Origin of the sequence: Stenotrophomonas sp. 364 (assembly GCF_009832905.1) — a bacterium.
In the GTDB taxonomy this organism is placed as follows: Bacteria; Pseudomonadota; Gammaproteobacteria; order Xanthomonadales; family Xanthomonadaceae; genus Stenotrophomonas; species Stenotrophomonas maltophilia_AP.
Genome location: NZ_CP047135.1, coordinates 2,850,809 through 2,873,424 on the forward strand (window position 1 = coordinate 2,850,809; position 22,616 = coordinate 2,873,424).

A 22,616-nucleotide genomic window follows, 5' to 3' on the forward strand; every position below is an offset into this window, starting at 1 on the left:
CGATGAACACCCCTTCCAACACCCCGCCCCTGAAGATCCTGCACACGGAGGCCGCCAAGGGATTCGGCGGACAGGAGATCTACATCTACCGCCACATGCTGGCCATGCGCGAGCGTGGCCATGACGTGTCGCTGCTGTGCCAACCCGGTGCCCGCCTGGGCGCCATCGCACGCGAGGCCGGCTTCACCGTCCATGATCTGAAAATGGGCGGTCTGCTGCGCCTGCTGCGCGGGATCTGGTCGGTGCGGCGGCTGGTGCGCCGCCATGGCTTCGATGTGGTCAATACCACCAGCCGCCGCGACAGCCTGATCGCCGCCGCCGGCGCGCGGCTGGGGCGCACGCCGCTGGTGGTGCGCTCGCGCCATCTGATGAGCCCGGTCAACTCGTTGCTGACCTACACCGGCCTGCCGCACCGGGTGATGACGGTGAGCAGCTTCGTCAAGCAGCTGCTGGTGGCGCGCGGGGTGGACGACCGCCACGTGGGCATCGTGCCGCCGATCGCGGTGCCGCCGGAGTGGTCGAAGACCGACTGCGATGACCCCTGGCAATGCGTTCAGGACACCCGTGCCGAGGTACGCCGCGAGCTGGGCTTTGCCGACGACCAGATCGTGGTCGGCTGCGTGGCGGTACTGCGCGAACCCAAGGGCCACGTGGACCTGCTGCGCGCGATTGCCCCGCTGTGCCGCCAGCACCCCAACCTGCAGCTGGTGATTGTCGGCGACGGCCAGCCGGTGATGGGCCGGCTGGAGGCGCTGCGCAGCGAACTGGGCGTTGCCGCGCAGGTCCACCTGCTCGGCTACCGGCCCGATGCGTGCCGCCTGATGGCCGGCTTCGACATCTTCGCCCTGGCCACGCACAAGGAAGCGGCCGGCACGGTGTTCCTGGAGGCGGCGCACGTGGGCCTGCCGGTGGTGGCCACGCGCGTGGGCGGGGTGCCGGAAATGGTGCTGGAAGGCAGCAATGCTATTCTCGCCCCATTGGGCGACCAGGCGGCCCTGACCCAGGCATTGCAGACCCTGGTTGAAGATTCCGCGCAGCGCCGGCGCATGGGCCGTGCCGGCTGGGAATGGATGCGCAGCGCGCAGCGCTTCACCCCCTCGGGGCATACCGAAGCGACCGAACACTATTACCACCAGTGGTTGAAGGAACTGGGCCATGGCCAACGCTAGATCCGTGCCGGTATTGATGCACCACCACGTGTCGCCGTCGCCGGGAATGATCACGGTGTCGCCGGAGAATTTCGAAAGCCAGATCGCGTGGCTGGCCAACAACGGCTGGACCTCGCTGACGCTGGCGCAGTACGCCGACTTCCTGGCCGGCAAGCCGGTCCCCCGCAAGTCGATCGTGATCACCTTCGACGACGGCTACCTGGACAACTGGGTGTACGCGCACCCGATCCTGCTCAAGTACGGCATGCACGCGGTGGTCTTCGTGGTCACCGGCTGGATGGGCGAAGGCCCGGTCCGCCCGCACGCCGGGCAGCCGGGCGTGACGCTGCCACCCACGCCGGACCATCGCGGGTGCGAAGCGGCGATCCTGCGGGACGACCGCACCGATGACGTGATGATGCGCTGGAGCGAGGCGCGCGCGATGATCGCGGCCGGCACCTTTGAAGTGCATTGCCACACCCACTCGCATACGCGCTGGCTGAAGCAGGACATCACCCGCGAGCAGAAGTGCGAGGGCATCACCCGCGACCTGTCGATGGCGCGGCTGGTGCTGCAGCAGCAGCTGGGTGAGGTGTCGGACACGCTGTGCTGGCCCTACGGCGATTTCGACGCGGACTACCTGCCGATCGCGCGGGCACAGGGCTTCAAGTACCTGCACACCACGCACCCGTTCGGGCGCAACGTGGTGGGCGGCGATCCGGAGCACATTTACCGCTTCGCGATCCGCAACCGTCCGGCCAGCTGGCTGCGCAAGCGCATCGCGTGGAGTTACCACCCGTTGATCGCCCCGGTGTTCAACCGCTTCAAGGCGAAGCAGAAGAAGATGGTGCCGGGGCCGTAAGGCCGCCGGGGCTGTCATGCCATCCGGTAGAGCCGACCGTTGGTCGGCTGCTCCAGCACGGTGCACATCAACGCAGCCTACCGACGGTGGAAAGGCCGACCAACGGTCGGCTCTACCACGCGGTGGCCATTCTCAGGCGGCCGCCGCCTTCACCGCGCCGGACAGATGATCCAGCGTGGACTGCATCAGCTCGGCGGTATCGGCCTCGACGGTGACACGCACCACCGGCTCGGTGCCGGACGGACGCAGGAACGCGCGACCGCGACCCTGCACCGCCGCCTGCGCGGCGACCAGCGCGGCCTGCACTGTTTCGGCCTGCACGATGGCCTTGGCCGACACGTCGCCCAGCCGCACGTTCACGGTCTTCTGCGGCACCCGGCTCAGGTCCTGCAGCGAGGCGCGCAGCGTGCGGCCTTCGCGGCGCAGCACTTCCAGCACCTGCAGCGCGCTGACGATTGCATCGCCGGTGGTGGCACGGTCCAGGCACAACAGGTGGCCGGAGGCTTCGCCGCCCAGCACGCCGCCGCCTTCGACCAGCGCCTGGTGGACGTAGCGGTCGCCCACGTTGCTGCGCACGAACGGCAGGCCGAGGCGCTCCAGCGCCTGTTCCAGGCCGAAGTTGGTCATCAGCGTGCCAACCACCGGGCCACGCAGGCGACCATTGCGCTGCCAGGACGCGGCCAGCACGTACAGCAGATCGTCGCCGTCGACCGGGTTGCCCTGATCGTCGGCCATCAGCACGCGGTCGCCATCGCCGTCGAAGGCGATGCCCAGATCGGCCCCGACTTCACGCACCTTTTTGGCGAGGTTGTCGATGTGCATCGAGCCCACGCCATCGTTGATGTTTACCCCGTTGGGTTCGGCACCGATGGTGACCACCTCCGCGCCCAACTCGCGGAACAGCAGCGGGGCGATGTGGTAGGTCGCGCCGTGCGCGCAGTCGAGCACGATCTTCAGTCCGCGCAGGTCGAAGCTGCGCGGCACGCTGGCCTTGCAGAACTCGATGTAGCGGCCCACCGCATCGCGCGCGCGCATGGCCTTGCCAAGGCGGTCGGATTCGGCAGTGGTGAAGTCGCTGTCCAGCGCCGCTTCCAGCGCCAGTTCGGTGGCGTCGTCGAGCTTTTCGCCATCGGCGGAGAAGAACTTGATGCCGTTGTCGTAATGCGGGTTGTGCGAGGCGCTGATGACGATGCCGGCGTCTGCGCCCAGGGTGCGGGTGAGGAACGCCACCGCGGGGGTCGGCATCGGGCCGAGCAGCTGCACGTCCACGCCGCCGGCGACCAGGCCCGCTTCCAGCGCGGCTTCGAACATGTAGCCAGAAATGCGCGTGTCCTTGCCGATCACCACCACCGGGCGGTGCCCGGGGCGGTGGCCATTACGCTCGGTCAGCACGCGGCCGAGCGCGTTGCCCAGGCGCAGCACGAAGTCGGCGGAGATCACCCCTTGGCCCACGCGGCCACGGATGCCGTCGGTGCCGAAATACCGGCGCGCACCCATCAGGCGACCTCGTCGGCAACCGGCGCCGGCTGACGGCCGAGCATGGCCAGCAGGTCGGACAGGCGCTCACGCATTTCGCGGCGGTCGCAGATCTGGTCGATGGCCCCGTGCTCGAGCAGGAACTCCGAGCGCTGGAAGCCTTCGGGGAGCTTTTCGCGCACGGTCTGTTCGATCACGCGCGGGCCGGCGAAGCCGATCAGTGCCTGCGGTTCGGCGATGTTGATGTCGCCCAGCATCGCAAACGAGGCCGAGACGCCGCCGGTGGTCGGGTGGGTCAGGACCGAGATGTACGGCAGGCCGGCCTCACGCAGCTTGCCCAGCGCGGCCGAGGTCTTGGCCATCTGCATGAGCGAGAACAGGCCTTCCTGCATGCGCGCGCCGCCGCTGGCGGAGAAGCAGACATACGGGGCGCCGATTTCGACGGCCTTTTCAGCCGCCAGCGAGAAGCGCTCGCCGACCACCGAGCCCATCGAGCCGCCCATGAAGGCAAAGTCGAACGCGGAGGCGACCAGCGGGCGGCCTTTCATCAGGCCCTGCATCGCGATCAGGGCGTCGTACTCGCCGGTGTTCTTCTGCGAGGCCTTGATGCGCTCGATGTACTTCTTCTGGTCCTTGAACTTGAGCAGGTCGGTCGGTCCCAGGCGCGCACCGATTTCGGTGGTGCTGTCGGCGTCGAACAGGGCGGCCAGGCGCGCGCGCGCGCGGATCGCCATGTGGTGGCCGCACTTGGGGCAGACTTCCAGGTTGTCTTCCAGCTCAGGTCCGTACAGTGCGCTGCCGCAGTTGCTGCACTTTTCCCACAGGCCCTCGGGGACGCTGCGCTTTTTGCTGGGGACGTTGTCGGTGCGGATGCCAGACGGCATCAACTTGCTGAGCCAACTCATGCGGGATGCTACTTCCGTTCAGGGCGGCCCGAAGGCCGCAAAGGCGGACAGTCTAGCTCAGGCCCTCCCCACCCGTGCACCCCCTGCCGGGTGCGGCGGCGGACGGTAAAACCGTGCTGTGACGTATGTTTACGTGCCGACCCGTAGCGCCGAGCTCTGCCCGGCGATGGTGCCGAGGTGCAAATGCCGGGCAGAGCCCGGCACTACGGATGGGCTTGCTTCAGGTTCCGCTATCCAATGCCTGGCGCAGCGGCGGGAGGAAAGACGTTGCGGTCTGTGCGGCGGTGGCTGCATCGGCCGCTTCACCCAGTGCGGCGACCAGGGCGCTGCCGACCACGACGCCGTCCGCTTCGATGGCCATGGCGGCGGCGCTGGCCGCGTCCTTGATGCCGAAGCCGGCCACCACGGGGACGGTGGAGCGGCTGCGCAGGTCGCGCAGGCGGGCACTGGCGGCGCTGCTGTCAAGGCGTTCGGACGCACCGGTGACGCCTGCGAAGCTGACGTAGTAGAGGTAGCCCTGGGCCATGGCCGACAGGGTGTCCAGCCGGGTGTCGGCGGTGGTCGGAGAAGCCAGCAGGATCAGGGCCAGGCCGGCGGCGGTGAAGATGGCGCGCGTTTCGGCGGCCTCTTCCGGCGGCAGGTCGACCAGCAGCACGCCGTCCACGCCTGCGGCGATGGCCGCGTCGGCGAAGCGGGCCGTACCGTGGATCTCCACCGGGTTCAGATAACCCATCAGCACCACCGGGGTGGTGGCGTCGTCACGGCGGAAGGCGGCCACGGTTTCCAGCACGTAGCGCAGCCCTGCCCCACGCGCCAGCGCGCGCTCGGAGCTGCGCTGGATGGTGGGGCCGTCGGCCATCGGGTCGGAGAACGGCACGCCCAGTTCGATCACGTCCGCGCCGGCGGCGGCGAGTGCGTGCATTACCGGCACGGTGGCGTCCAGGCCCGGATCACCGGCGGTGATGAAGGGAATCAGCGCCTTGCGGCCATCGGCGCGCAGGCGGGCAAAACAGGCATCGATACGGTCCACGGACATTTCAGGCACATCCTTCAATCAGTTCAACGGCGCCGCTGGCGCCCCAGTACAGCGTCGAAATCACCCCGTCGAAGATCTCCAGCCGGATCGCCAGATCCGAGCCAGGGTCCTGCCAGGTCAGGTATTGGCCCGTTTCAGGGTCGTAGGCATGCGGCTGCGCAAGGCTGCCCTTGGGCAGGCGCTTGAGCGCGGCGTCACGCGTCATGCCCAGGCGCAGCCCGAACGGGCCCGCCTGGGTGATGGTTTCATCGGTGCCGTCCAGCGGCGCCAGTTCGAAGCGCTGCACGTGGTCGTCGTCGACCATCATCGAGATGCCCTCGGGCAGGCTGCCGCGCTCGTAATACTCGCAGCTGCCGGCCTGCCCGCCTTCGCTCAGACCAGCCGAATGCCAGGTGGCATCGGCATCGGCGGCGGTGAAGCGCTGGCCGATGACGATGTCGCCGGCATGGTCCAAGGCAACGGACACCACGGCGGGCGCCGGGACCGCATCGGGGGCCGGGGCCGGCGGTTCCGGCTCATCCTCGATCGGGCGGTTGGCCACGTCGTCATCGTTGCTCGCCGGTACCTGCGCCGGTGCGATGGCCGCCGGCGACGCCGGCGCCGCGGGCAGCAGCGGCGGGTCCGGCGGGGTGCAGGCGGTCAGACCGACCACGATCAGCAGCGCACTTCCCTGGCGCAGCAGTGGGTTCACAGCATCAGGCCCTCGCGGGCGGCGATGGTATGCACGTCCTTGTCACCACGGCCGGACAGGTTGCACAGCACCAGTTTGTCGCGGGGCAGGTCCCGCGCGATCTTGATGGCCTGGGCCACGGCGTGGCTGGATTCCAGCGCGGCCAGGATGCCTTCGCTGTGGGCCAGCTGGTGGAACGCGGCCAGCGCCTCCTCGTCGGTGATGCCGACATACTCGGCGCGCCCGGCATCGGCCAGGAATGCATGCTCCGGGCCGACGCCCGGGTAGTCCAGGCCAGCCGACACCGAGTGGGTTTCGGTGATCTGGCCGTCGTCGTCGCAGATCACATACGTGCGGTTGCCGTGCAGCACGCCCGGGCGGCCCGCGGCGATGGAGGCGGCATGGCGGCCGGTCTCGATGCCGTCGCCGGCCGCTTCGGCACCGACGATGCGCACGTCGCGGTCGTTGAGGAAGGCATGGAACAGGCCGATGGCATTGCTGCCGCCGCCGACGCAGGCGGTGATCGCATCGGGCAGGCGGCCGTAATCGGTGAGCATCTGCGCGCGCGCTTCGCGGCCAACGATGGCGTTGAAGTCACGCACCATGCGCGGGTACGGGTCCGGGCCGGCCACGGTGCCGATGATGTAGAACGTGTCGCGCACGTTGGTGACCCAGTCGCGCATGGCTTCGTTGAGCGCGTCCTTGAGCGTGGCCGAGCCGGAGGTGACCGGCACCACCGTGGCCCCGAGCAGCTTCATGCGGTAGACGTTGATCTTCTGCCGTTCGATGTCGGTGGCACCCATGTAGACCACGCACTCCAGGCCCAGACGGGCGGCCACGGTGGCGCTGGCCACGCCATGCTGGCCGGCGCCGGTCTCGGCGATGATGCGGGTCTTGCCCATCCGCGCGGCCAGCAGGGCCTGGCCAATGGTGTTGTTGATCTTGTGCGCGCCGGTGTGGTTCAGGTCTTCGCGCTTGAGCAGGATCTGCGCCCCGCCCACCTGCTGGCTGAGCCGTTCGGCGTGGTAGATCGGGCTGGGCCGGCCCACGTAATGGGTGAGGTCCTTGTCGTAGGCGGCGATGAAGGCCGGATCGCGGCGCGCCTCGTCGTAGGCGGCCGCCAGTTCCTGCAGCGGCCCGATCAGCGTTTCAGCAACGAAACTGCCGCCGTAGCGGCCGAAATGGCCCTGGGCATCGGGGTAGGCGTGGAAATCGGTGATGGGGGATGCGGACATGGCGCGACAACCGATGGAGACAGGAGGCCAATTTAACGCACATGTCATGACAGGAATATCGATAATATCTGCGACAACCCGTCAGGAAAACTCACATGAGCGACCTTCCCCTGCCGCCGCTCAACGCCCTGCGCAGTTTCGAGGCCGCCGCCCGCCTGGGTGGGGTGGGCCGTGCCGCGGAGGCCCTGCACGTCACCCATGGCGCGATCAGCCGCCAGCTGCGGGTGCTGGAGGATCACCTGGGCGTGGCCCTGTTTGAACGCGACGGACGCGGGCTGCGCCTGACCCGGGCCGGGGCCGAGTTGCAGAGCGCCTGCGAGGGCGCGTTCGGGCAGATCCGCGAGGCCGTGGGCGCGCTCAAGCGCCAGCAGCGGCCCGACGCGCTGGTGCTGGGCTGCAGCGGCAGCATCCTGGCGCGCTGGATGATTCCGCACCTGCCGGCGCTGCAGCGCGACCTTCCGGCGCTGGCGCTGCATTGGTCGGCGCAGGACGGCAGTTTCACCGACGCCCAGCGCGGCCTGGATGCGGTGCTGCTGCTGGCCCAGCCACCGTGGCCGCGGGGTTGGCAGATGCGCGAACTGGCGCCGGAACGGGTGGGCGTGGTGGTCAGCCCGCAGCACCCGGCGGCGGCGCGGTTGCGCCAGCAGCCGCCGACCGCCCTGCTCGGGGAAGCGCTGCTGCATACCGCCTCGCGCCCGCAGGCGTGGCCGGCCTGGGCGTTGGCGCATGGGCTGGACCCAGCTCAGCTGCAAATGGGCAGCGGGTTCGAGCACCTGTACTACCTGCTGGAGGCAGCGGTGGCCGGGCTGGGCGTGGCGATCGCGCCCGAGCCGCTGGTGGCCGACGAGCTGGCCGCCGGCCGCCTGTTGGCGCCGTGGGGCTTTGGCGCCACCGGCGGGTTCTGGGTGCTGGCCACGCCCGACGGGGCGGTGGATGCTCGGGTGGACGTGCTGGCCGAGTGGCTGCAGCAGCAGTTGGCGGGGGCCTAGGTCCCCACCGTTGGTAGGGACGCTGCCGGAACCCGCGTCGGTCAGACGGCGGTCGGTGCCGCCAGGCGCTGCTGCACGTCGTCGCGCAGGCGCGCCAGTTCCACTTCGGCCTGCTGGCGCTGCTGCATGCCCTCGCGGTGGATGGCGCGCACTTCTTCCACCGTGGCAATCAGCTGCTCGTGCACGTGGCGCAGGGTGGCCACGTCGATCACGGCGCGCTGGTTGGCCTTGGCCGTTTCAACGGTGGTCTGCCGCAGCAGGTCGGCATTGCGCCGCATCATCTCGTTGGTGGCATCGTCGATCGCGTTGGACAATGCCACCGCGTTCTTCTGCTCGTTGAGCGACAACTGGATCGCGAACTGGCGCTTCCACGACGGAATGGTGATGTCGCGGACGGTGTTGAACTTCTCGATCAACAGGATCGCGTTGGCCTGGATCAGCCGGATCATCGGCAACGACTGGTCGGCTGCGTGCTGCATGACCAGCAGGTCGCCCACGCGCTTGTCCAGCAGCCGGATCGCGTTGTCCAGCTCGCCCTGGCGGATCCGCTGCTGCGGATCGTCCGGGCCCTGCCCCGCCAGCTGTTCGCTGCGCAGCGAGGCGATCCGGCGCTTGCCGGCGGCGATGTGCAGGCCCAGGCCGTGGCGCTCTTCGCGGACGATCTCGTGCATGCGGTCGAACTCGACCACGCGCTGGCCCATCAGCGCCTGCTGGCTGCCCACGTCGCCCATCAGCTGTTCGATCTGACGGTTGGTGTCGCTGAATTTCTGCACCAGCTCGCCCTTGGACGCGCGCAGTTTGTCGATCAGCCCACCGATCACCGGCACCTTTGAGCGTTCGGCCAACCCGTCAAGCTTCAGCGAGCGCGCGATGCGCACCACCTCGCCCAGCTTGTCGCCGCTGGCATCGAGGTCGCGGTTGCGTACCTGGTCGAGCAGCTGGCTGGAAAACGCCGCCGTCTTGGCCGCCGCGTCGCGCCCGAACACCTGCAGGTTGCCCGGCCGGATGTCCTCCAGGCTGCGCCCGATCTCGGCGATCTTCGGCAGGTCGTCCCGGCCCAGGCCCAGCGCCTGCAGCGCATTGTCATCGATGACATCCACGCTGACCTCCACCGGGAGGGGCGCGTTCGGCTGGGAATCCTGGGTCATCGGTGCATCTCCATTCTGAAGGGCGGCCGGAGCGCCGGCACGGGTCAGTGTACTCAGGGAAGTCTAGCCTGCGCCGCAGCGACCTCGGCGCGGATCTGGCCGAGCAGCTGCGCGGCCTGCTCGTTCTGCCGTGCATGCGTCCGGGTGCCGCTGGCACGGACGGCCTGCTGCCACGCCGGCACCAGCACCTCGGCAATGCGCTGGAAGTGGTCCAGCAGCGCGGCGTCCTGCGCCTGCAACAGCTGCGTCTGGCCGGCCTGCACGCGTTTGAGCGAGGCCAGCGTGCGCAGGTGCACCACGCGCTGCTGCAACGTGCCCTGCGCATCGATGGGCAGGCCAGCAGCCAGCGCCGTTCCGGCCTCGGCCCACCGCTCCAGCGCCTGCGCGTCGTGCAGATCCGCCGCGGCCGCGTGCGTGCCCGCCTCGACCACGGCGCCCAGCCGGCGCGCATGCGCCTGGGCATTGAGCAGCAGGACGCCGCACTGCGCCTGCAGCACGTCGGCATCGGCCTGGCGCTCCACGTCGCGCCCCAGCAGCCGCCCCCACCAACTGGTCTGGCGGCGCAAGCGGGCCGGGTTGCCCGCCTGCAGCGCCAAGGCAAGCCGCGACAGCGCCTCGACCAGACCGCTGCGCGGGTCGTCCTCGTACGCACCGGCACCCGCCGCGCGTGGCGCCATCGCCTGCACCAGCACTTCGCCGTAGCGCGACAGCACCGCTGCGTCGGCGACAAGGGTGGCCGGCGGCGCCGGCAGTGCGGGCAGCGACGGCGCGGTCATGCAGGCGCATCACCGCCGTCGCGTTCCCACCGCGGCGGCAGGCTCGATTCGCCGTAGAAGTGGCGCATCAATGCCTCATCCAAGGCGCGCTCCTCGGGCGTGGAGGCGCGCCTGGGGCGGGCACTTACGCGCGGGGCGGGCCCGCTCTCCATCTGCTGGCGCACCCATCCGGCCAGCAAGGCCAGCGTTTCGCCGGTGCGCACCTGTTGCTGATGCGAATCGCCGAGCAGCTGCAACAGCGGGGCCAGCCCGGCCTGCAAGCCACTGGCCAGCGGTTCGGCCAGCGCCGGTGCCACCACTGGCGCGGCGGGAGGGGCGGCAACCGGTACCGACTCGGCGCGTGCGGCCGACAGCCGCTCCAGCGCCGACAACAACGCCGGCCAGGGCGCGGGCTCCGCCTCGGCCACGGCCACTGGCGGCGGCAGCTGCAAGGCGCTGGCGATATCGGCCAGCTGCGCCACCACGCGCCCGCCGACATCGGCGTCGTCGGCCCCCATGGCCTTGTTGCGCAGGAAGTCACGCTTGATCTGCTGCCAGCGCTCCAGCTCGGCGCCCTGCAGCAGGCCCCGCAGTTCGGCCAGCTTGAGCAGGTTCTCCTCGGCCCCGGTGGTGAGCAGCTGCGCCTCGCCCTGGTAGTGGTCGGACACCAGCTGCTGCAGCTCGGCGTCGTTCATCACCGGCGAGATCTTCTCCGACAGCTTGTTCATGTTGCGGTAGCTGCCCTGCAGCCGGAACGCCGGCTCGGTGCGGTAGCGGTCATCCTGCGCGGCACTTGCGATGTACTGCTGGTTGACCCGGTAGACCACGTCGCGCACGCGCAGCATGCGCTGCAGGGTGGCGACGATCTCGTTGACCTCCGCGCCGCTGTAGGCGTGGCTGAGTGCGTTGGTGGACACCTCCTTGCCCATCGCCCGCTCCACGAGCAGGTACAGGTCGGCCATGTCGCGCGTGGCCAGCGGCGCCAGCACCGGATTGGAGGTCAGGCTGTTTTCGATGTAGCTGAGGGTGAAGGCGTCTTCCATGCCGCCCAGCACGTCACCCAGGTTGTAGATGTCGGCGCGGTTGGCCAGCATGTCCGGAATCTTGAACACCTCGCCGGACTCGGTATACGGGTTGCCGGCCATCACCACGCAGAACTTCTTGCCGCGCATGTCATAGGTGCGGGTACGCCCGCGCCACACGCCTTCGATGCGGCGCGTGCCATCGCACAACGAGATGAACTTCTGCAGGAATTCCGGGTGGGTGTGCTGGATGTCATCGACATACAACATGGTGTTGTTGCCCATTTCCAGCGCCAGGTTGAGCTTTTCCAGCTCCTGGCGCGAGGTGGCGTCCGGCGCCTGCGCCGGGTCCAGCGAGCGCACCTCGTGCCCCAGCGCCGGGCCGTTGATCTTCATGAAGACCAGGCCGAGGCGATGCGCCACGTATTCCATCAGCGTGGTTTTGCCGTAGCCGGGCGGCGAGATCATCATCAGCAGGCCCATCAGGTCGCTGCGCTTGTTCTCGCCCACCGTGCCCATCTGCTTGGCCAGATTGTCGCCGATCACGCCGAGGTAGACATCGTTGATCAGCTTGTTGCGCACGAACGAGGACAGCGGCCGCGCCTTGAACTCGGACAGGCGCAGGGTGTCGCGTTCGCGTGTGACGATGCGCTGGCGGACGGCCTGGTAGGCGTGGAACGCAGGCACGAACACCGCGGTGTGGTGCTGAAGGCGCGCCAGGAAATCATCCAACGACAGAGTCATGTGGCCCTGTACGATGCGCGGGTGTTCGCCCAGCAGGCCGTCCACGCTGACCAGCAGCGCGACGTCGCTGGCGCGGGTGCGCAGCGCGCGCTGCACCAGCAGCAGTGCGGCCGCCTCGTCGGCATAGCCGGCATGGTCGGTGAATGCGGGGGTACGGCACAGGGCGCGCAGCCACTGCCCCGCCAGCGCCCAGCGCGCGCCCAGGCCGTCCTGCTCGCGCTGCAGGGCGCGCTCCAGCGCCTCGCGCTGGCCGGCCGCCTGCAGCTGTTGACCCAATGCCTCCAGCAACGCCAGCGCGTAGCGGCTGCTGGTAAACACCGGTTCGCCGGCCGACAGTTCGTCGGCCAGGTAGGCGGCGGCCGCCAGGTGGTCGGCGGCCGAGAACGGCAGCGCGTGTTCGTCATTGAATGCGGCCAGCGCCTGCGTCATCTCCGTGCGCAGTGCCTGGCGGCCCTCATCGGACCCGAACAGGCGCGCGATCGCATCGGCGCCGGCCTGGCGTGCCGGCCACTGGGCCACGTCTTCGCGGCGCTGCCGTGCGGCCCAGAACAGCATCGCCAGCGCGCGCACGCGCGGCGCGTGCAACAACGTGCCGGCCGCCTGCTGCAGCGGCAGCAGCGCGCGCAGGATCACGGTGGCGTCGTGGTCATGGATACCGCGCTCGTAACCCTCGCGGTAACGCGGCGCGGCGAAATCACGCACGCTGCGGTCCAGTGCATCCGGCTCGGCGGCGTTGTGCTGCAACCCGGCCAGGTCGAGCCCCTCGCGGTTTTCCATGGCCGCGCGCAGCACGCTGCCGGCCAGGTATTCGCCGCGGTACAGCGTGTCCGATTCCGAATCCAGGCTGAGCTGCCAGTACGGCTTGAGTTCGGCCAGTTCGGGATCGTGCAGCGGCTCAAGGAAGTCGGTGCCGGTGAGGTGGATGGCCAGCGCGTCGCCGCGCGGCAGGATGGTCAGATCCAGCGCCTGGGTGTTCACGCTGAAGCGGTGCCGCGGGCCAAGGCGCACGACGTTGCCGCCGGCCTCGAACAGGTCGCTGCGGTCGCGCAACGCGCGCACGGCCTGGTCGCGCACGCCTTTCAGGCGTGATTCGATGTCGTCTGCCTTGACGCTGTCACGCAGGCCGCGCAGGCGTTCGGCCAGTTCGCGCAGCTTGAGGATCAGCGGGTCGCCGGCGAAGAAGGCGTTGAGCTCGTCTGCGGTGGCGAAGCGCTCGGTGCGCTTGGCCAGGCCGTCGAGGATGCGGGTGGCCGCGTCCAGCACCGAGCGCGCCTTGCGCTGGCGCTCGTCCAGCAGCGCCTGCTTGTGGGCCTCGAAGGCATCGATCAGTTCCTCGCGCTTGGCCAGGATGTCGCCCAGGAACTGCTCGTGTTCGCCGAACTGGCTTTCCAGTTCCTCCAGCTGCACCAGCAGCCGCGACATCTGTTCGTCGGCACGTTCGGGATCGGTGGCCATCGCCAGCGCGCTGGTAATGGCCTGCGAGAACAGCGCGAACTGCGCGGCGAACTGCGCTACCGCTTCGGCCGACCCCAGGCTGCGGCGGCGCTGTTCGGCGCGCGCGCGGGCCTGGTTGAGGCGTGCGTAGATGGCCGAGATCGCCTCGACCACGCGGGTGCGCGCGGTGGCGTCATCGACCTTCAGCCCGGCCATCAGCTCGGACAGCATGTCCAGGTCGGCCGACATGGCGCGCAGGCCGGCCAGCTGTTCGTCCAGCACCCGCGCGCTTTCGGCCTGCTGCGCGGCCTCGTCCAGCGCCTGCAGGCGCTCGCCGAGCGGAGCCAGCGCGGCATCGCCGGCCAGGAACGCGCCGGTGGCCGCGCCGATGGCCTCATGCGCCTGCTGCAGCGCGGCGGTCATCGCATCGATCAGGTCGGTGTCGATGTAGCGGTAATCGCGGATGGTGAGCAGGTGCCCGCGCTGCGCCGAGATCGCATTGAGCGCCTCGACGAAGGACTGCACCTCTTTCCAGTTCTCCGGCTGCAGGCGGGCCAGCAGGGCTTTCTGCGTGCTCTGCGCCTGGGCCATGGCCTGCGCGGACTGCGCGCGGATCGACTGCACTTTCTCGTATTCGTCCAGCACCGACTCGCCGGTACTGCTGACCTCGCGCAGCAGGCTGACCGCCCCGCTGCATTGCTCATCGTCCAGCCAATGGTGGGCGTCGAACAGGCGCCGGGTGTCCTGCACCAGGCGCTGGTAGCGCTGCACCGACACGTCATCGCCCTCGATGGTGCGGGCCAGGTCGAACAGGTTGGAGATGCCGCGCACCAGCTCGGCGTTGCCGATGCGGCCCATGAAGGTGTTGCCGGGTGGACGGCTGGCGGCGAACTCGTCGCTGCTGAACGGTGTCTGCCAGACCTGCATGGCGTGGATGCGGGTCGGCTCGCTGCCTTCGGCATGGAACAGCACCATGCGCCCGTCGTGCATGAAGGCATAGCCGTGGCCGAACACCGGGTTCTGCAGCACGCGCTGGATGGTGTTGTAGACAAACAGCGCCGAGCGCCCGCCTTCGCGCTCGTAGAAGATGTAGAGCACGTCTTCGCCGTTGGGCGAGCGGATGGCGCGCTTGAACTGCATGCCGTCCATCGCCGCGTCGAACGCCTTGTGCTCGCCGCTCTGCAGGTAATAGCCGCCCGGGAAGATGATGCCGTGGTCTTCCGGCAGCTGGACGCAGGCCTGCACGATCGCATCGTTGCGGATGATGTTGCCGGTGAGCGTGTTGTAGATCAGCCCCCGCCACACCGTTTCGCGGTACGGCAGCACCTTGAGCAGGATCAGCGAGCCGACCCGGGCGAAGTCGAACTGCGCATCGTCCAGCGACTGCGTGCTGTCCTCGACCGGTTCGCTGTAGACGCCCTGCCCGCTCTCGGTGTTGTTCTCGACCTTGATGGTGAGGTCGCCACCGGTGGTTTCCACGAACAGGCTGTCGAGGATGTTCAGGTGCGCATGGCGACCGGTAACGGCCATGTCGCGCGTGGCGCGCGTCCACTCGAAGTCGAATGGCGGCGGCAGTGCGATGTCGCGCTCGCCACGGGCGTCCAGGTAGGTCAGTGCGCCGTCACGGGCCAGCGCCCAGCGGAACACACGCACGTCGCTGCTGCGCTCGCCGATCTGGAACGAGGCCAGCAGCTTGTCGCCGACCACGATCAGCTGCAGCAGGCGCGCGTGCTTGTAATAGGCGTAGAGCTCGCCGAAGTCGTGCACGAACGCCGGCTGGGCCAGGAAGCTACCCTTGGCGTCCACCGGCACCACGTCGTAGCCATCGTTGGCCTGCACCAGCCGGTACAGCCCGAACACGTCTTCGACGCGGGTCTGGGTCTTGAGCCCGATGTATACGTTGTAGCCGAACAGCAGCAGGTCCGGACCGACCTGGACGATGTCGCGGCCGACGCAGTTGTTCTCGCTGCGGATGCGGAAGCGGCCGGTGACCTCCAGCCGGCTGTCGCCGAACTCGGCCAGGCGCTGCGTGTTGAGGGCATCGGCGACGCTGCGCAGACGGCTGCCCTGCTCGGCCAGGCGGCGGCGCAGCACTTCATAGGCGCCGCCCTGGGCAACGGCCTGGTCGACGCTGGCAGTGGCTTCCGGCGCGGACGGCTCGGGACGGTTGGCGGTATCGGACATCGGCTTCCTTCCGGCTCACGGACAACCGGCCGGGCGAGCCGGCCGGGAAAGACGGGGCAGCGGCCTCATGGCCACCGCCGGGGTGCCGGACACACCACCCCAGGGCGGCGCGCCGGCGATGCGGCTCAGCGGGTTTCGACCACGGTGGCGGTCACGCTGGGCACCGCTTCAACCGTGTCTTCGCTGATCTGGCGCGGTGCGGATTCGCGCGGGCCCACGCCCAGGTAACGCTGCATCAGCTCCTGCACGATCGGGCTCTTGTCGGCCAGGCCTTCGATGGACTTGCCCAGCGACACGGCCTTGATCAGGTTCTCGAACATGCCGCCGTCGCCCCCCACCAGGTCGATGTCGGCATTGCGCAGCGCGCTGGCGATGACGCCGGCGTTCTCGCGCGAGACTTCCTTGCCGGCATCGATGGAGGCCAGCGCCTGCTTGAGGCTGTTGTCGAGCATCATGCGGAACTCTTCGTGGCCGCGCGCGGTGTCGCTGAGCGAACCGATCGCCTCGAACTTGCGGACCAGGCCTTCGGCCTCGGCCAGCAGCTTCTTCTGCACCACGCCGGCCTCGGCGCCGCCGATGGACTCGGTCGCGGTGGCGCGGGCACGGCCCATCTGTTCTTCACCGTGGGCCTGGGCCTGCAGGTTCTCGGCCAGCACGCGGGCCTCGTTGGTGCCCTGCTTGAGGCTGGCTTCGGCCTTGGCTTCGATGACACGGGCTTCGGCGATGCCGACCTTCTCGATGGCCAGCGCCGAGGCTTCGCGCACCTGCGCCTCGGCCAGGCCGGGGGCGGCCTGTTCGGCACGGGTACCGTCGGCCAGCAGGCGCTTGGCATCGGCCTGCTTGCCGGCCGCTTCGTGCTGGGCCTGGGCCAGGGTGGTGATTTCCACGGCGCGGTGCTTGGCCGAGGTTTCGGCCGCCTGTGCTTCCTTGACCTGGCGCACCAGCAGTTCCTGCGCCTTGGCTTCGGCTTCCAGGATCAGCACCTGCTTCTGGCGATCGGCTTCGGACACCTCACGCACTTCCTTGATGCGCTCTTCTTCCTGCGCCACGGTCTTGTCGATGGCGATGCGTTCGCGGGTGATGTTGGCCACGTCCATCTTGCCGGACTCGACCACCTTGTCCCGTTCCACGCCCTGCAGCTGCACTTCGCGCTGGGTGGTGACCTGCTCCAGCTGGCGCGCGCGCTCGACGCGCTCGGATTCGATGGCCACCGCGCGCTGGCGGTTCTGTTCGGCCACTTCCACTTCGCGCATGCGGTTCTGTTCGCGGATGTCGATGACTTCCTGCGCTTCGATGCGCGCCTGCTCGGACAGCTGGCGCTGCTCCTCCTGGACCTTGGCGGTTTCGGCTTCCTCACGCGCGCGGATGGTTTCGATCTCGCGCTTCTGGCGGGCTTCGGCTTCGGCCTGCTGGCGTTCAAGCGCCAGCAGCGCTTCACGCGCTTCGACGTTCTTCTTGGTGATGGCGAGCTTTTCGTTCTGTTCCAGCTCGTTGGTGACCACGTTGTGGGTGGCGGTCAGCTCGGTGATCTTGCGGATGCCCTGGGCGTCAAGGATGTTGTTCTGGTCCAGCAGCAGCTTGGGGGTCTGCTCCAGGTAGTCGATGGCGACGTCTTCCAGCGCATAGCCGTTCAGGTCGTTGCCGATCACGGCAATGATCTCGTCGCGGAATTCCTGGCGCTTTTCGAACAGTTCGGTGAACTCGAACTTCTTGCCCACCGTCTTCAGCGCTTCGGAGAACTTGGCGTTGAACAGTTCATCCACGGCATGCTTGTCCGAGGCGCGGTCGGCACCGATCGCCTTGGCCACGCGCAGCACGTCGGCCTGGGTTTCGTTGACGCGCAGGTAGAAGGCCACGGCGATGTCGGCGCGCATGTTGTCGCGGCAGATCAGGCCTTCCTTGCCACGGCGGTCGATCTGCAGGGTGATCAGGCTGATCCGCATCAGCTCGGCGCGGTACAGCACCGGAATGATCAGCGCACCGGTGAAGTGCACCTTGGGCTGCGAACTCATGTCGTTGACGATCAGGGCCACGCCCTGGTCCACCTTGCGGTAGAACGCTTTGAACAGGCCGGCCAGGCCAAGCAGCAGGACCAGCAGGATGCCCACCCCGATCACGAACGGGGCCAAGGTCGCAAAACTCATCGATGGATCTCCTTATCGCCCGCAATCAGGCTGTCTTGGATGGAAAGCGCGGGGTGGGCGTTCTCACGCACCACCAGGTAATGGTTGTGGTCGGCCAGGTAGTCGAGCAGGACCACGCGGTCGCCGCGTGCGAGCACGCTGCCGTCCTGCGAGCGCACCTGCAGGATCAGCCCGGCGCCGCCGTCGTCGACGTTGGCATGGCCCACGGTGGCGGTGACCTGCGGCGAGGCGACCACGCCGACGCGGCCCAGCAGCGACGCCTGGGGCACCGGGCGCAGGCGGAGCAGCAGGCGCCGGATCGGGCGCAGCACCACCACGCTGAGCGGCACGGCGGGAAGGAGTGCGAGCACCGCTGTGGCGCTGCCGGCCAGCCAGCGCACCGGGGTGGGCAGGGACTGGAGCAGGAACAGGTGGACGAAGTAGGTGACGGTCCAGCCGAAGAAGGCCAGCAGCGCGATCACCAGCATCACCGGGGCGCCGCCCAGGCCCAGGCGCGCGAACATGCCGGAAATGCCGTGCAGGCCGTCATCCCCCAGGTGCAGGTCCAGGCCGTCGTGGGTAATGCCGTCATCGACCACGCCGAAGGCGGCCAGCAGCCAATACAGCACGGCGAACGCCAGCACGATGCTGTACGGCAGCGTGGGGAAACTCAACGCGACAGTGAGGAACTCGTCCATTCCATGCCTTCCCTGTGAAGGCGGCCAGCCGCTTCCCCGGCCGCCGCTTGAGGGAAGCGTTCCGGCTTCCCGCGATTACGCGCCGTGCCGGCCGCGCCATGTCCTGTCGATGCTACGTGAAATTGGCCGCTGCGCCCATAGCAACGCGGCCGCGCCTTGGCTGGCGCGGTGCGTGGGCTGTCGGCAATGGCCGCGTCGGGATTGCGGCGGGTGTCCCGACCAACGGTCGGGACCTGACGGGCTTCAGCTGTCTAGTGTCCCGTACCGGGATTCACGGTACGGACCCACCAGCGGCCTCAATCGGCCTCGTGGCAGTCGGCGCGACGGACTTCTTCGACGAACTTGCGCATCTTGTAGCCGTCCTTGATGCCCGGCTCGGATTCGATCCCGCTGGAGACGTCCACGCCCCAGGGCAGCGTGGCCACGATGGCGTCGAACACGTTGTCCGGGGTGATCCCGCCGGCCAGCAGGAACGGCCGGTGCAGGCCGGTGGGCAGGCGGGTCCAGTCGAAGGCCACGCCGGTGCCACCGCCGCCGCCGGGCGCGTGGCTGTCGAACAGGAACCCGGCTGCGCTGGGGTACCGCAGCTGCAGCTGGCGCGCGTTGACGTCGTCGCGGCCGCCCATCGCCACGGCCTTCAGGTAAGGCATGTTGAAGCTGCGGCAGAACGACTCGTCTTCCTCGCCATGGAACTGCAGCAGGGTCGGCCGCACCGTGCGCAGCACTTCGCGTACATCTTCCTTGCTGTTGTCACGGAACAGGGCCACCACGTCCACCATCGGCGCGATCGCCTGGCGCATTGCGCGGGCTTCGGCCGGCGCCACGCGGCGCTTGCTCTCCCGGGCGAAGATGAAGCCGACTGCATCCACGCCCAGTTCCCCGGCCAGGCGGACGTCGCCGGCGCGGGTCATGCCGCAGAACTTGATACGGGTGCGATAGAAAGAGCGGCTCATAGAGTCACCTCGGCGGGCAGTTGCCAGTTGTCGGGGTACAGGGGTCCAACGAACACCAAACCCTGCGGCGGTGCGGTCGGCCCGGCCACGGTGCGGTCCTTTCCGGCCAGCAGCTCGCCCAGCCACGACACCGGCTTGTCCCCGCACCCGACCAGGATCAATGAACCGACGATATTGCGCACCATGTGATGAAGGAATGCATTGGCCTGAACACAGACCTCCAGCACCTCGCCATCGCGGGTCACGCTGATCGCCTGCAGCTCGCGGCGGGCATGCAGGGCCTCGCAATTGACGCTGCGGAAGGCGCTGAAGTCATTTTCGCCCAGCAATGCCTGTGCCGCGGCGTGCATCAGCGCGGCATCCAGCGGCCGCCGCTCCCAGCTCAGGCTCTGCCGGTTCAGCGCCGGGCGCACCTGCCGGTTGAGCAGGCGGTAGCGATAGCGCCGGGCGCGGGCAGAGAAACGCGCATGGAAATCATCGGCCACCGGCTGGCACCAGCGCACCGCGATGGCGGGCGGCAGGCGGGTGGTGGTGCCCAGTGTCCAGCCGCGCGCGTTGCGGATCACGTCGGTGTCGAAATGCACCACCTGGCAGTGCCCGTGCACGCCGGCATCGGTGCGCCCGGCACACATGACCTTGATGGGCGCATCGGCCACCGAGGACAGCGCCTCCTGCAGACTGGCCTGCACGCTGGGACGACCGCTCTCGCCCAGCTGCTGCCAGCCCTTGAATTCACTGCCATCGTATTCCACGCCCATTGCGTAGCGCATGGTCAACCTCTGTAAGTCGGTAGGAACCGGCCAGGGCCGGTCGGGGCATCAGGCCGGATCGCGCTCGGACCACACGGCAAGTTCATTGCCGCCGGGTTCGACGAACTGGAAGCGGCTGCCCCCGGGAAAGGAAAACACAGGCTTGACCACCCGCCCGCCGTGGGCCGCCACCGCCTCGGCCAGCGGTGCCAGATCATCGGCATAGATGACCAGCAGCGGCGCGCCGGTTGCCGACGTGCACGGGGTGGCCCGGAAGAAGCCACCCTGCAGGCGACCGTCGTCGAAGGCGGTGTAGTCCGGGCCGTAGTCGACGAACGACCAGCCGAACACCTGTGCGAAGAACTGGCGGCTGGCCGCCGGATCGGTGGAGGCGAACTCCACGTAATCCAGCCGGCGCTCACGCAGGGCGGTTGCGGGGGCCGCGCTCATCCCAGCCGCGCCAGCAGTTCGCGTGCCTGCGCCTGGCTGTGCGGATCGGCAGCAACGGCCACTTCCTGCAACAGGGTGCGCGCAGTTTCCGCGTCGCCCAGGTCGAGATAGGCGATGGCCAGTTCGAGACGGTCGCGGCCCGGGGTCGCCAGCACGTGGCCGCTGTTGTCGGTGGCCTCGAACGGTGCTTCGATGCCCTGCGCCGGCGCAGCGCTTGCTTCGGCTTCGGCTTCGGCAACGCCAGCCGCTTCGGCGTCGACGGCAACCGCGTCGCCATCGGCGGGAAACTCGAACACGCCACGGAACGACGGCTGTGCTGCCGCTTCCAGCGCATGCGCCGGCGGGGTGTACACGTCGATCGTGTCGAGGTCCGCGCCCGCATCCACGCCCGCATTCACTGACGGGACCTGCTCCACGCCGGGCGCCGGTTCGTCGCCCTCGCTGTGCGCTGCATCGCTGTCGGCCACGGGCTGGCCCGGGTACGGCGCCAGGTTGAACACCGACTCCCGGCGCAGGCCATCGGCGTAGTGTTCGGCCGGTGGGTCGAGCTCCTCATTGGCCTGGTCACCTGCGTGATCCAGGCGCGCGTCCAGGGCGTCGTCCTGCTGCGCGGCCAGCTCGTCCACATAGTCGGTGGCCGGTACCGCCGCAGCCAGTGCGGTGGCGTCGAGGCTCTCGCGGCGCAGCGGTGGCAGCGGCGAGGGCTTGCGGCGGCGGGACACGGCCCACCCGCCCACCACCAGCAACAGCACCACCAGCCCCAGCCAGTACCAGCCGCCCCCGCCAGCGTCGCGCGTGGCCGGGGCCTGGCCCAGGCGCTGCTGCGCGGCGGCCAGGTCGCTGTCTTTCATCGCAATCAGCGTCTGCTGCTGCTTCTGCAGCTTTTCCAGGTCGGCAACGCGGCCGCGCAGCTCCTGGATCTCGGCGTCGCGGGTGGCGACATCTTCCTTGGCCTGACGCAGTTGTTCGTTGCCCAGCATGTCGCCCTCACTGCCGGCGGCGGTGCCGGTGGTTGTGCCTGCATTGTTGTCGGTGGCGGCGACCGCCGGCGCGATCTCCAGGCGTGCGCCGCTGGCTGCAGCCGCAGCCGCTGCCACCGGCTTGACGGCCGGGCCCGGCGTGGCGGCAACGCCGCTGCTGGCCGGCTGCGGGATCGCCGCGCGCGACTGGCGCCACTGTGCGGCGTGTTCGCGCACGATCGCAGCCGCTTCGCTGGCGTCGATCGGCGCGGGGATATCGGTGGGGCTGCGCAGCACCGCGCCCTGCTTGAGCAGGTTGACGTTGCCGCGGATGAAGGCCTCCGGGTTGGCGCGCAGCAGCGCGACCATCGCCTGGTTGCGGTTGATGCCCTGTTCGCGGGCGACCGTGGCCGCGATCTGGGACAGGGTCTGGCCGCGTTGCACGGTGACGCCGCCGGCGGTGCTTGCCGGTGCGGGCGCTGCGCCGCGCGATGGAGCGGTGCGTGAAGGCTGCGCGGCCGTGCGTGCCGGCCTGGTCTCCGCCGCCGGCGCCGGCGCCGGCGCCGGTTCACGCACGATGGCATTGGACATCGCGCCGGCTGGCGCGACGATCTCCGGTTCGGCCACGGCCAGCGCACTGTTGGGTGCATCGACCAGCGCCGAGTATTCACGGACCAGGCGCCCCTGGCCCCAGTCGGCTTCGATCAGGAAATTCAGCGACGCGGTGGTGACCGGGGCCTGGGTGCTGACCCGCACCACCGCCCTGCCCTGCGCATTGCGGGTCAATTCGAACTGCAGCTCGCTGACCAGGCCGGCCGGTGCGTCCAGCCCGACCCGGGCAAACGTGCCCGGCGAGGCCAGCGCCACCCGGAGGTTCTGCAGCTCGGCAGGGTCGGCCGAGATCACCGGAATTTCGGCCAGCAGCGGCTGGCCGGACTTGGACAGCACCCGGATATCGCCCAGGCCCAGGGCCAGGGCGGAGCTGCTGGCCAGGGCCAGCAGCAGAGTGGACACATACTTGAGCGGGCGCAGGGCGCCCCGGGTCCGGTTGTTCATGGCGGCCAATATAGCGGCTC

17 protein-coding genes are annotated in these 22,616 nt (G+C 69.0%); 3 read left to right on the forward strand and 14 right to left on the reverse strand.

Features of this window, described 5'->3' with window-relative positions; all coding sequences use genetic code 11:
- Positions 1 to 2: 2 nt before the first annotated feature.
- On the forward strand, positions 3 to 1,169 hold the full coding sequence (locus GQ674_RS13075; RefSeq protein ID WP_159497421.1) for a glycosyltransferase family 4 protein: 1,167 nt from the start codon (positions 3 to 5) through the stop codon (positions 1,167 to 1,169).
- A complete protein-coding gene (locus GQ674_RS13080; protein WP_159497422.1) occupies positions 1,156 to 2,010 on the forward strand; it encodes a polysaccharide deacetylase family protein in 855 nt (284 codons plus the stop codon). The genes GQ674_RS13075 and GQ674_RS13080 overlap by 14 nt, the downstream gene beginning before the upstream one ends.
- Positions 2,011 to 2,142: 132 nt before the next feature.
- Here the strand turns inward: GQ674_RS13080 and glmM are convergent, their stop codons facing one another.
- The 5 genes from glmM to trpB all read right to left on the reverse strand — a co-directional run bounded on the left by glmM (position 2,143) and on the right by trpB (position 7,332).
- The gene (gene glmM / locus GQ674_RS13085; RefSeq protein ID WP_159497423.1) at positions 2,143 to 3,507 is read right to left on the reverse strand and encodes a phosphoglucosamine mutase; all 1,365 of its coding nucleotides are present in this window, start codon (positions 3,505 to 3,507) and stop codon (positions 2,143 to 2,145) included.
- Entirely contained in the window at positions 3,507 to 4,391 is an 885-nt protein-coding gene (gene accD, locus GQ674_RS13090) for an acetyl-CoA carboxylase, carboxyltransferase subunit beta (RefSeq protein ID WP_159497424.1), read from the reverse strand. The genes glmM and accD overlap by 1 nt, the downstream gene beginning before the upstream one ends.
- Before the next feature lie 220 nt (positions 4,392 to 4,611).
- Positions 4,612 to 5,421 carry a tryptophan synthase subunit alpha gene (gene trpA / locus GQ674_RS13095; RefSeq protein ID WP_201290276.1) on the reverse strand — a complete coding sequence of 270 codons (810 nt, stop codon included), beginning with the start codon at positions 5,419 to 5,421 and terminating at the stop codon, positions 4,612 to 4,614.
- Positions 5,422 to 5,428: 7 nt separating this feature from the next.
- On the reverse strand, positions 5,429 to 6,118 hold the full coding sequence (locus tag GQ674_RS13100; protein ID WP_159497426.1) for a hypothetical protein: 690 nt from the start codon (positions 6,116 to 6,118) through the stop codon (positions 5,429 to 5,431).
- On the reverse strand, positions 6,115 to 7,332 hold the full coding sequence (gene trpB, locus GQ674_RS13105; RefSeq protein WP_128097114.1) for a tryptophan synthase subunit beta: 1,218 nt from the start codon (positions 7,330 to 7,332) through the stop codon (positions 6,115 to 6,117). Before trpB ends, GQ674_RS13100 begins: the two co-directional genes overlap by 4 nt.
- A 95-nt stretch (positions 7,333 to 7,427) precedes the next feature.
- On the opposite strand from trpB, the gene GQ674_RS13110 reads away from it, so the two are divergent.
- Positions 7,428 to 8,321, forward strand: a complete 894-nt coding sequence (locus tag GQ674_RS13110; RefSeq protein WP_159497427.1) for a LysR family transcriptional regulator — start codon at positions 7,428 to 7,430, stop codon at positions 8,319 to 8,321.
- A gap of 41 nt (positions 8,322 to 8,362) precedes the next feature.
- On the opposite strand, the gene GQ674_RS13115 is transcribed toward GQ674_RS13110, so the two are convergent.
- The 9 genes from GQ674_RS13115 to GQ674_RS13155 form a co-directional block, all read right to left on the reverse strand.
- Positions 8,363 to 9,469: a toxic anion resistance protein gene (locus GQ674_RS13115; RefSeq protein ID WP_159497428.1), complete on the reverse strand. Its 1,107-nt coding sequence runs from the start codon at positions 9,467 to 9,469 to the stop codon at positions 8,363 to 8,365.
- A gap of 53 nt (positions 9,470 to 9,522) precedes the next feature.
- Positions 9,523 to 10,245 carry a hypothetical protein gene (locus GQ674_RS13120; protein ID WP_159497429.1) on the reverse strand — a complete coding sequence of 241 codons (723 nt, stop codon included), beginning with the start codon at positions 10,243 to 10,245 and terminating at the stop codon, positions 9,523 to 9,525.
- The gene (locus tag GQ674_RS13125; RefSeq protein ID WP_159497430.1) at positions 10,242 to 15,608 is read right to left on the reverse strand and encodes a DNA repair ATPase; all 5,367 of its coding nucleotides are present in this window, start codon (positions 15,606 to 15,608) and stop codon (positions 10,242 to 10,244) included. The genes GQ674_RS13120 and GQ674_RS13125 overlap by 4 nt, the downstream gene beginning before the upstream one ends.
- Positions 15,609 to 15,733: 125 nt before the next feature.
- Positions 15,734 to 17,752, reverse strand: coding sequence for a hypothetical protein (locus GQ674_RS13130; RefSeq protein ID WP_159497431.1), 2,019 nt, complete (start codon positions 17,750 to 17,752; stop codon positions 15,734 to 15,736).
- Positions 17,749 to 18,429: a hypothetical protein gene (locus GQ674_RS13135; RefSeq protein WP_159497432.1), complete on the reverse strand. Its 681-nt coding sequence runs from the start codon at positions 18,427 to 18,429 to the stop codon at positions 17,749 to 17,751. Before GQ674_RS13135 ends, GQ674_RS13130 begins: the two co-directional genes overlap by 4 nt.
- 296 nt (positions 18,430 to 18,725) lie before the next feature.
- A complete protein-coding gene (locus GQ674_RS13140; RefSeq protein ID WP_159497433.1) occupies positions 18,726 to 19,382 on the reverse strand; it encodes a phosphoribosylanthranilate isomerase in 657 nt (218 codons plus the stop codon).
- Complete coding sequence (truA, locus tag GQ674_RS13145) at positions 19,379 to 20,152, reverse strand: tRNA pseudouridine(38-40) synthase TruA (protein ID WP_128097110.1); 774 nt, start codon at positions 20,150 to 20,152, stop codon at positions 19,379 to 19,381. Before truA ends, GQ674_RS13140 begins: the two co-directional genes overlap by 4 nt.
- Before the next feature lie 48 nt (positions 20,153 to 20,200).
- Positions 20,201 to 20,581, reverse strand: a complete 381-nt coding sequence (locus GQ674_RS13150; protein ID WP_159497434.1) for a VOC family protein — start codon at positions 20,579 to 20,581, stop codon at positions 20,201 to 20,203.
- Positions 20,578 to 22,596, reverse strand: a complete 2,019-nt coding sequence (locus GQ674_RS13155; protein WP_159497435.1) for a FimV/HubP family polar landmark protein — start codon at positions 22,594 to 22,596, stop codon at positions 20,578 to 20,580. The genes GQ674_RS13150 and GQ674_RS13155 overlap by 4 nt, the downstream gene beginning before the upstream one ends.
- Positions 22,597 to 22,616: the final 20 nt, after the last annotated feature.

What these genes read in the sequence shown, in the direction of transcription:
- GQ674_RS13120 (WP_159497429.1), bottom strand. Translation starts at nt 10,245, where the DNA reads ATGACCGCGCCGTCGCTGCCCGCACTGCCGGCGCCGCCGGCCACCCTT.
- GQ674_RS13115 (WP_159497428.1), bottom strand. Translation starts at nt 9,469, where the DNA reads ATGACCCAGGATTCCCAGCCGAACGCGCCCCTCCCGGTGGAGGTCAGC.
- GQ674_RS13075 (WP_159497421.1), top strand. Translation starts at nt 3, where the DNA reads ATGAACACCCCTTCCAACACCCCGCCCCTGAAGATCCTGCACACGGAG.
- truA (WP_128097110.1), bottom strand. Translation starts at nt 20,152, where the DNA reads ATGCGCTACGCAATGGGCGTGGAATACGATGGCAGTGAATTCAAGGGC.
- GQ674_RS13080 (WP_159497422.1), top strand. Translation starts at nt 1,156, where the DNA reads ATGGCCAACGCTAGATCCGTGCCGGTATTGATGCACCACCACGTGTCG.
- GQ674_RS13110 (WP_159497427.1), top strand. Translation starts at nt 7,428, where the DNA reads ATGAGCGACCTTCCCCTGCCGCCGCTCAACGCCCTGCGCAGTTTCGAG.
- glmM (WP_159497423.1), bottom strand. Translation starts at nt 3,507, where the DNA reads ATGGGTGCGCGCCGGTATTTCGGCACCGACGGCATCCGTGGCCGCGTG.
- GQ674_RS13130 (WP_159497431.1), bottom strand. Translation starts at nt 17,752, where the DNA reads ATGAGTTTTGCGACCTTGGCCCCGTTCGTGATCGGGGTGGGCATCCTG.
- GQ674_RS13135 (WP_159497432.1), bottom strand. Translation starts at nt 18,429, where the DNA reads ATGGACGAGTTCCTCACTGTCGCGTTGAGTTTCCCCACGCTGCCGTAC.
- GQ674_RS13140 (WP_159497433.1), bottom strand. Translation starts at nt 19,382, where the DNA reads ATGAGCCGCTCTTTCTATCGCACCCGTATCAAGTTCTGCGGCATGACC.
- GQ674_RS13150 (WP_159497434.1), bottom strand. Translation starts at nt 20,581, where the DNA reads ATGAGCGCGGCCCCCGCAACCGCCCTGCGTGAGCGCCGGCTGGATTAC.
- GQ674_RS13155 (WP_159497435.1), bottom strand. Translation starts at nt 22,596, where the DNA reads ATGAACAACCGGACCCGGGGCGCCCTGCGCCCGCTCAAGTATGTGTCC.
- GQ674_RS13125 (WP_159497430.1), bottom strand. Translation starts at nt 15,608, where the DNA reads ATGTCCGATACCGCCAACCGTCCCGAGCCGTCCGCGCCGGAAGCCACT.
- accD (WP_159497424.1), bottom strand. Translation starts at nt 4,391, where the DNA reads ATGAGTTGGCTCAGCAAGTTGATGCCGTCTGGCATCCGCACCGACAAC.
- trpB (WP_128097114.1), bottom strand. Translation starts at nt 7,332, where the DNA reads ATGTCCGCATCCCCCATCACCGATTTCCACGCCTACCCCGATGCCCAG.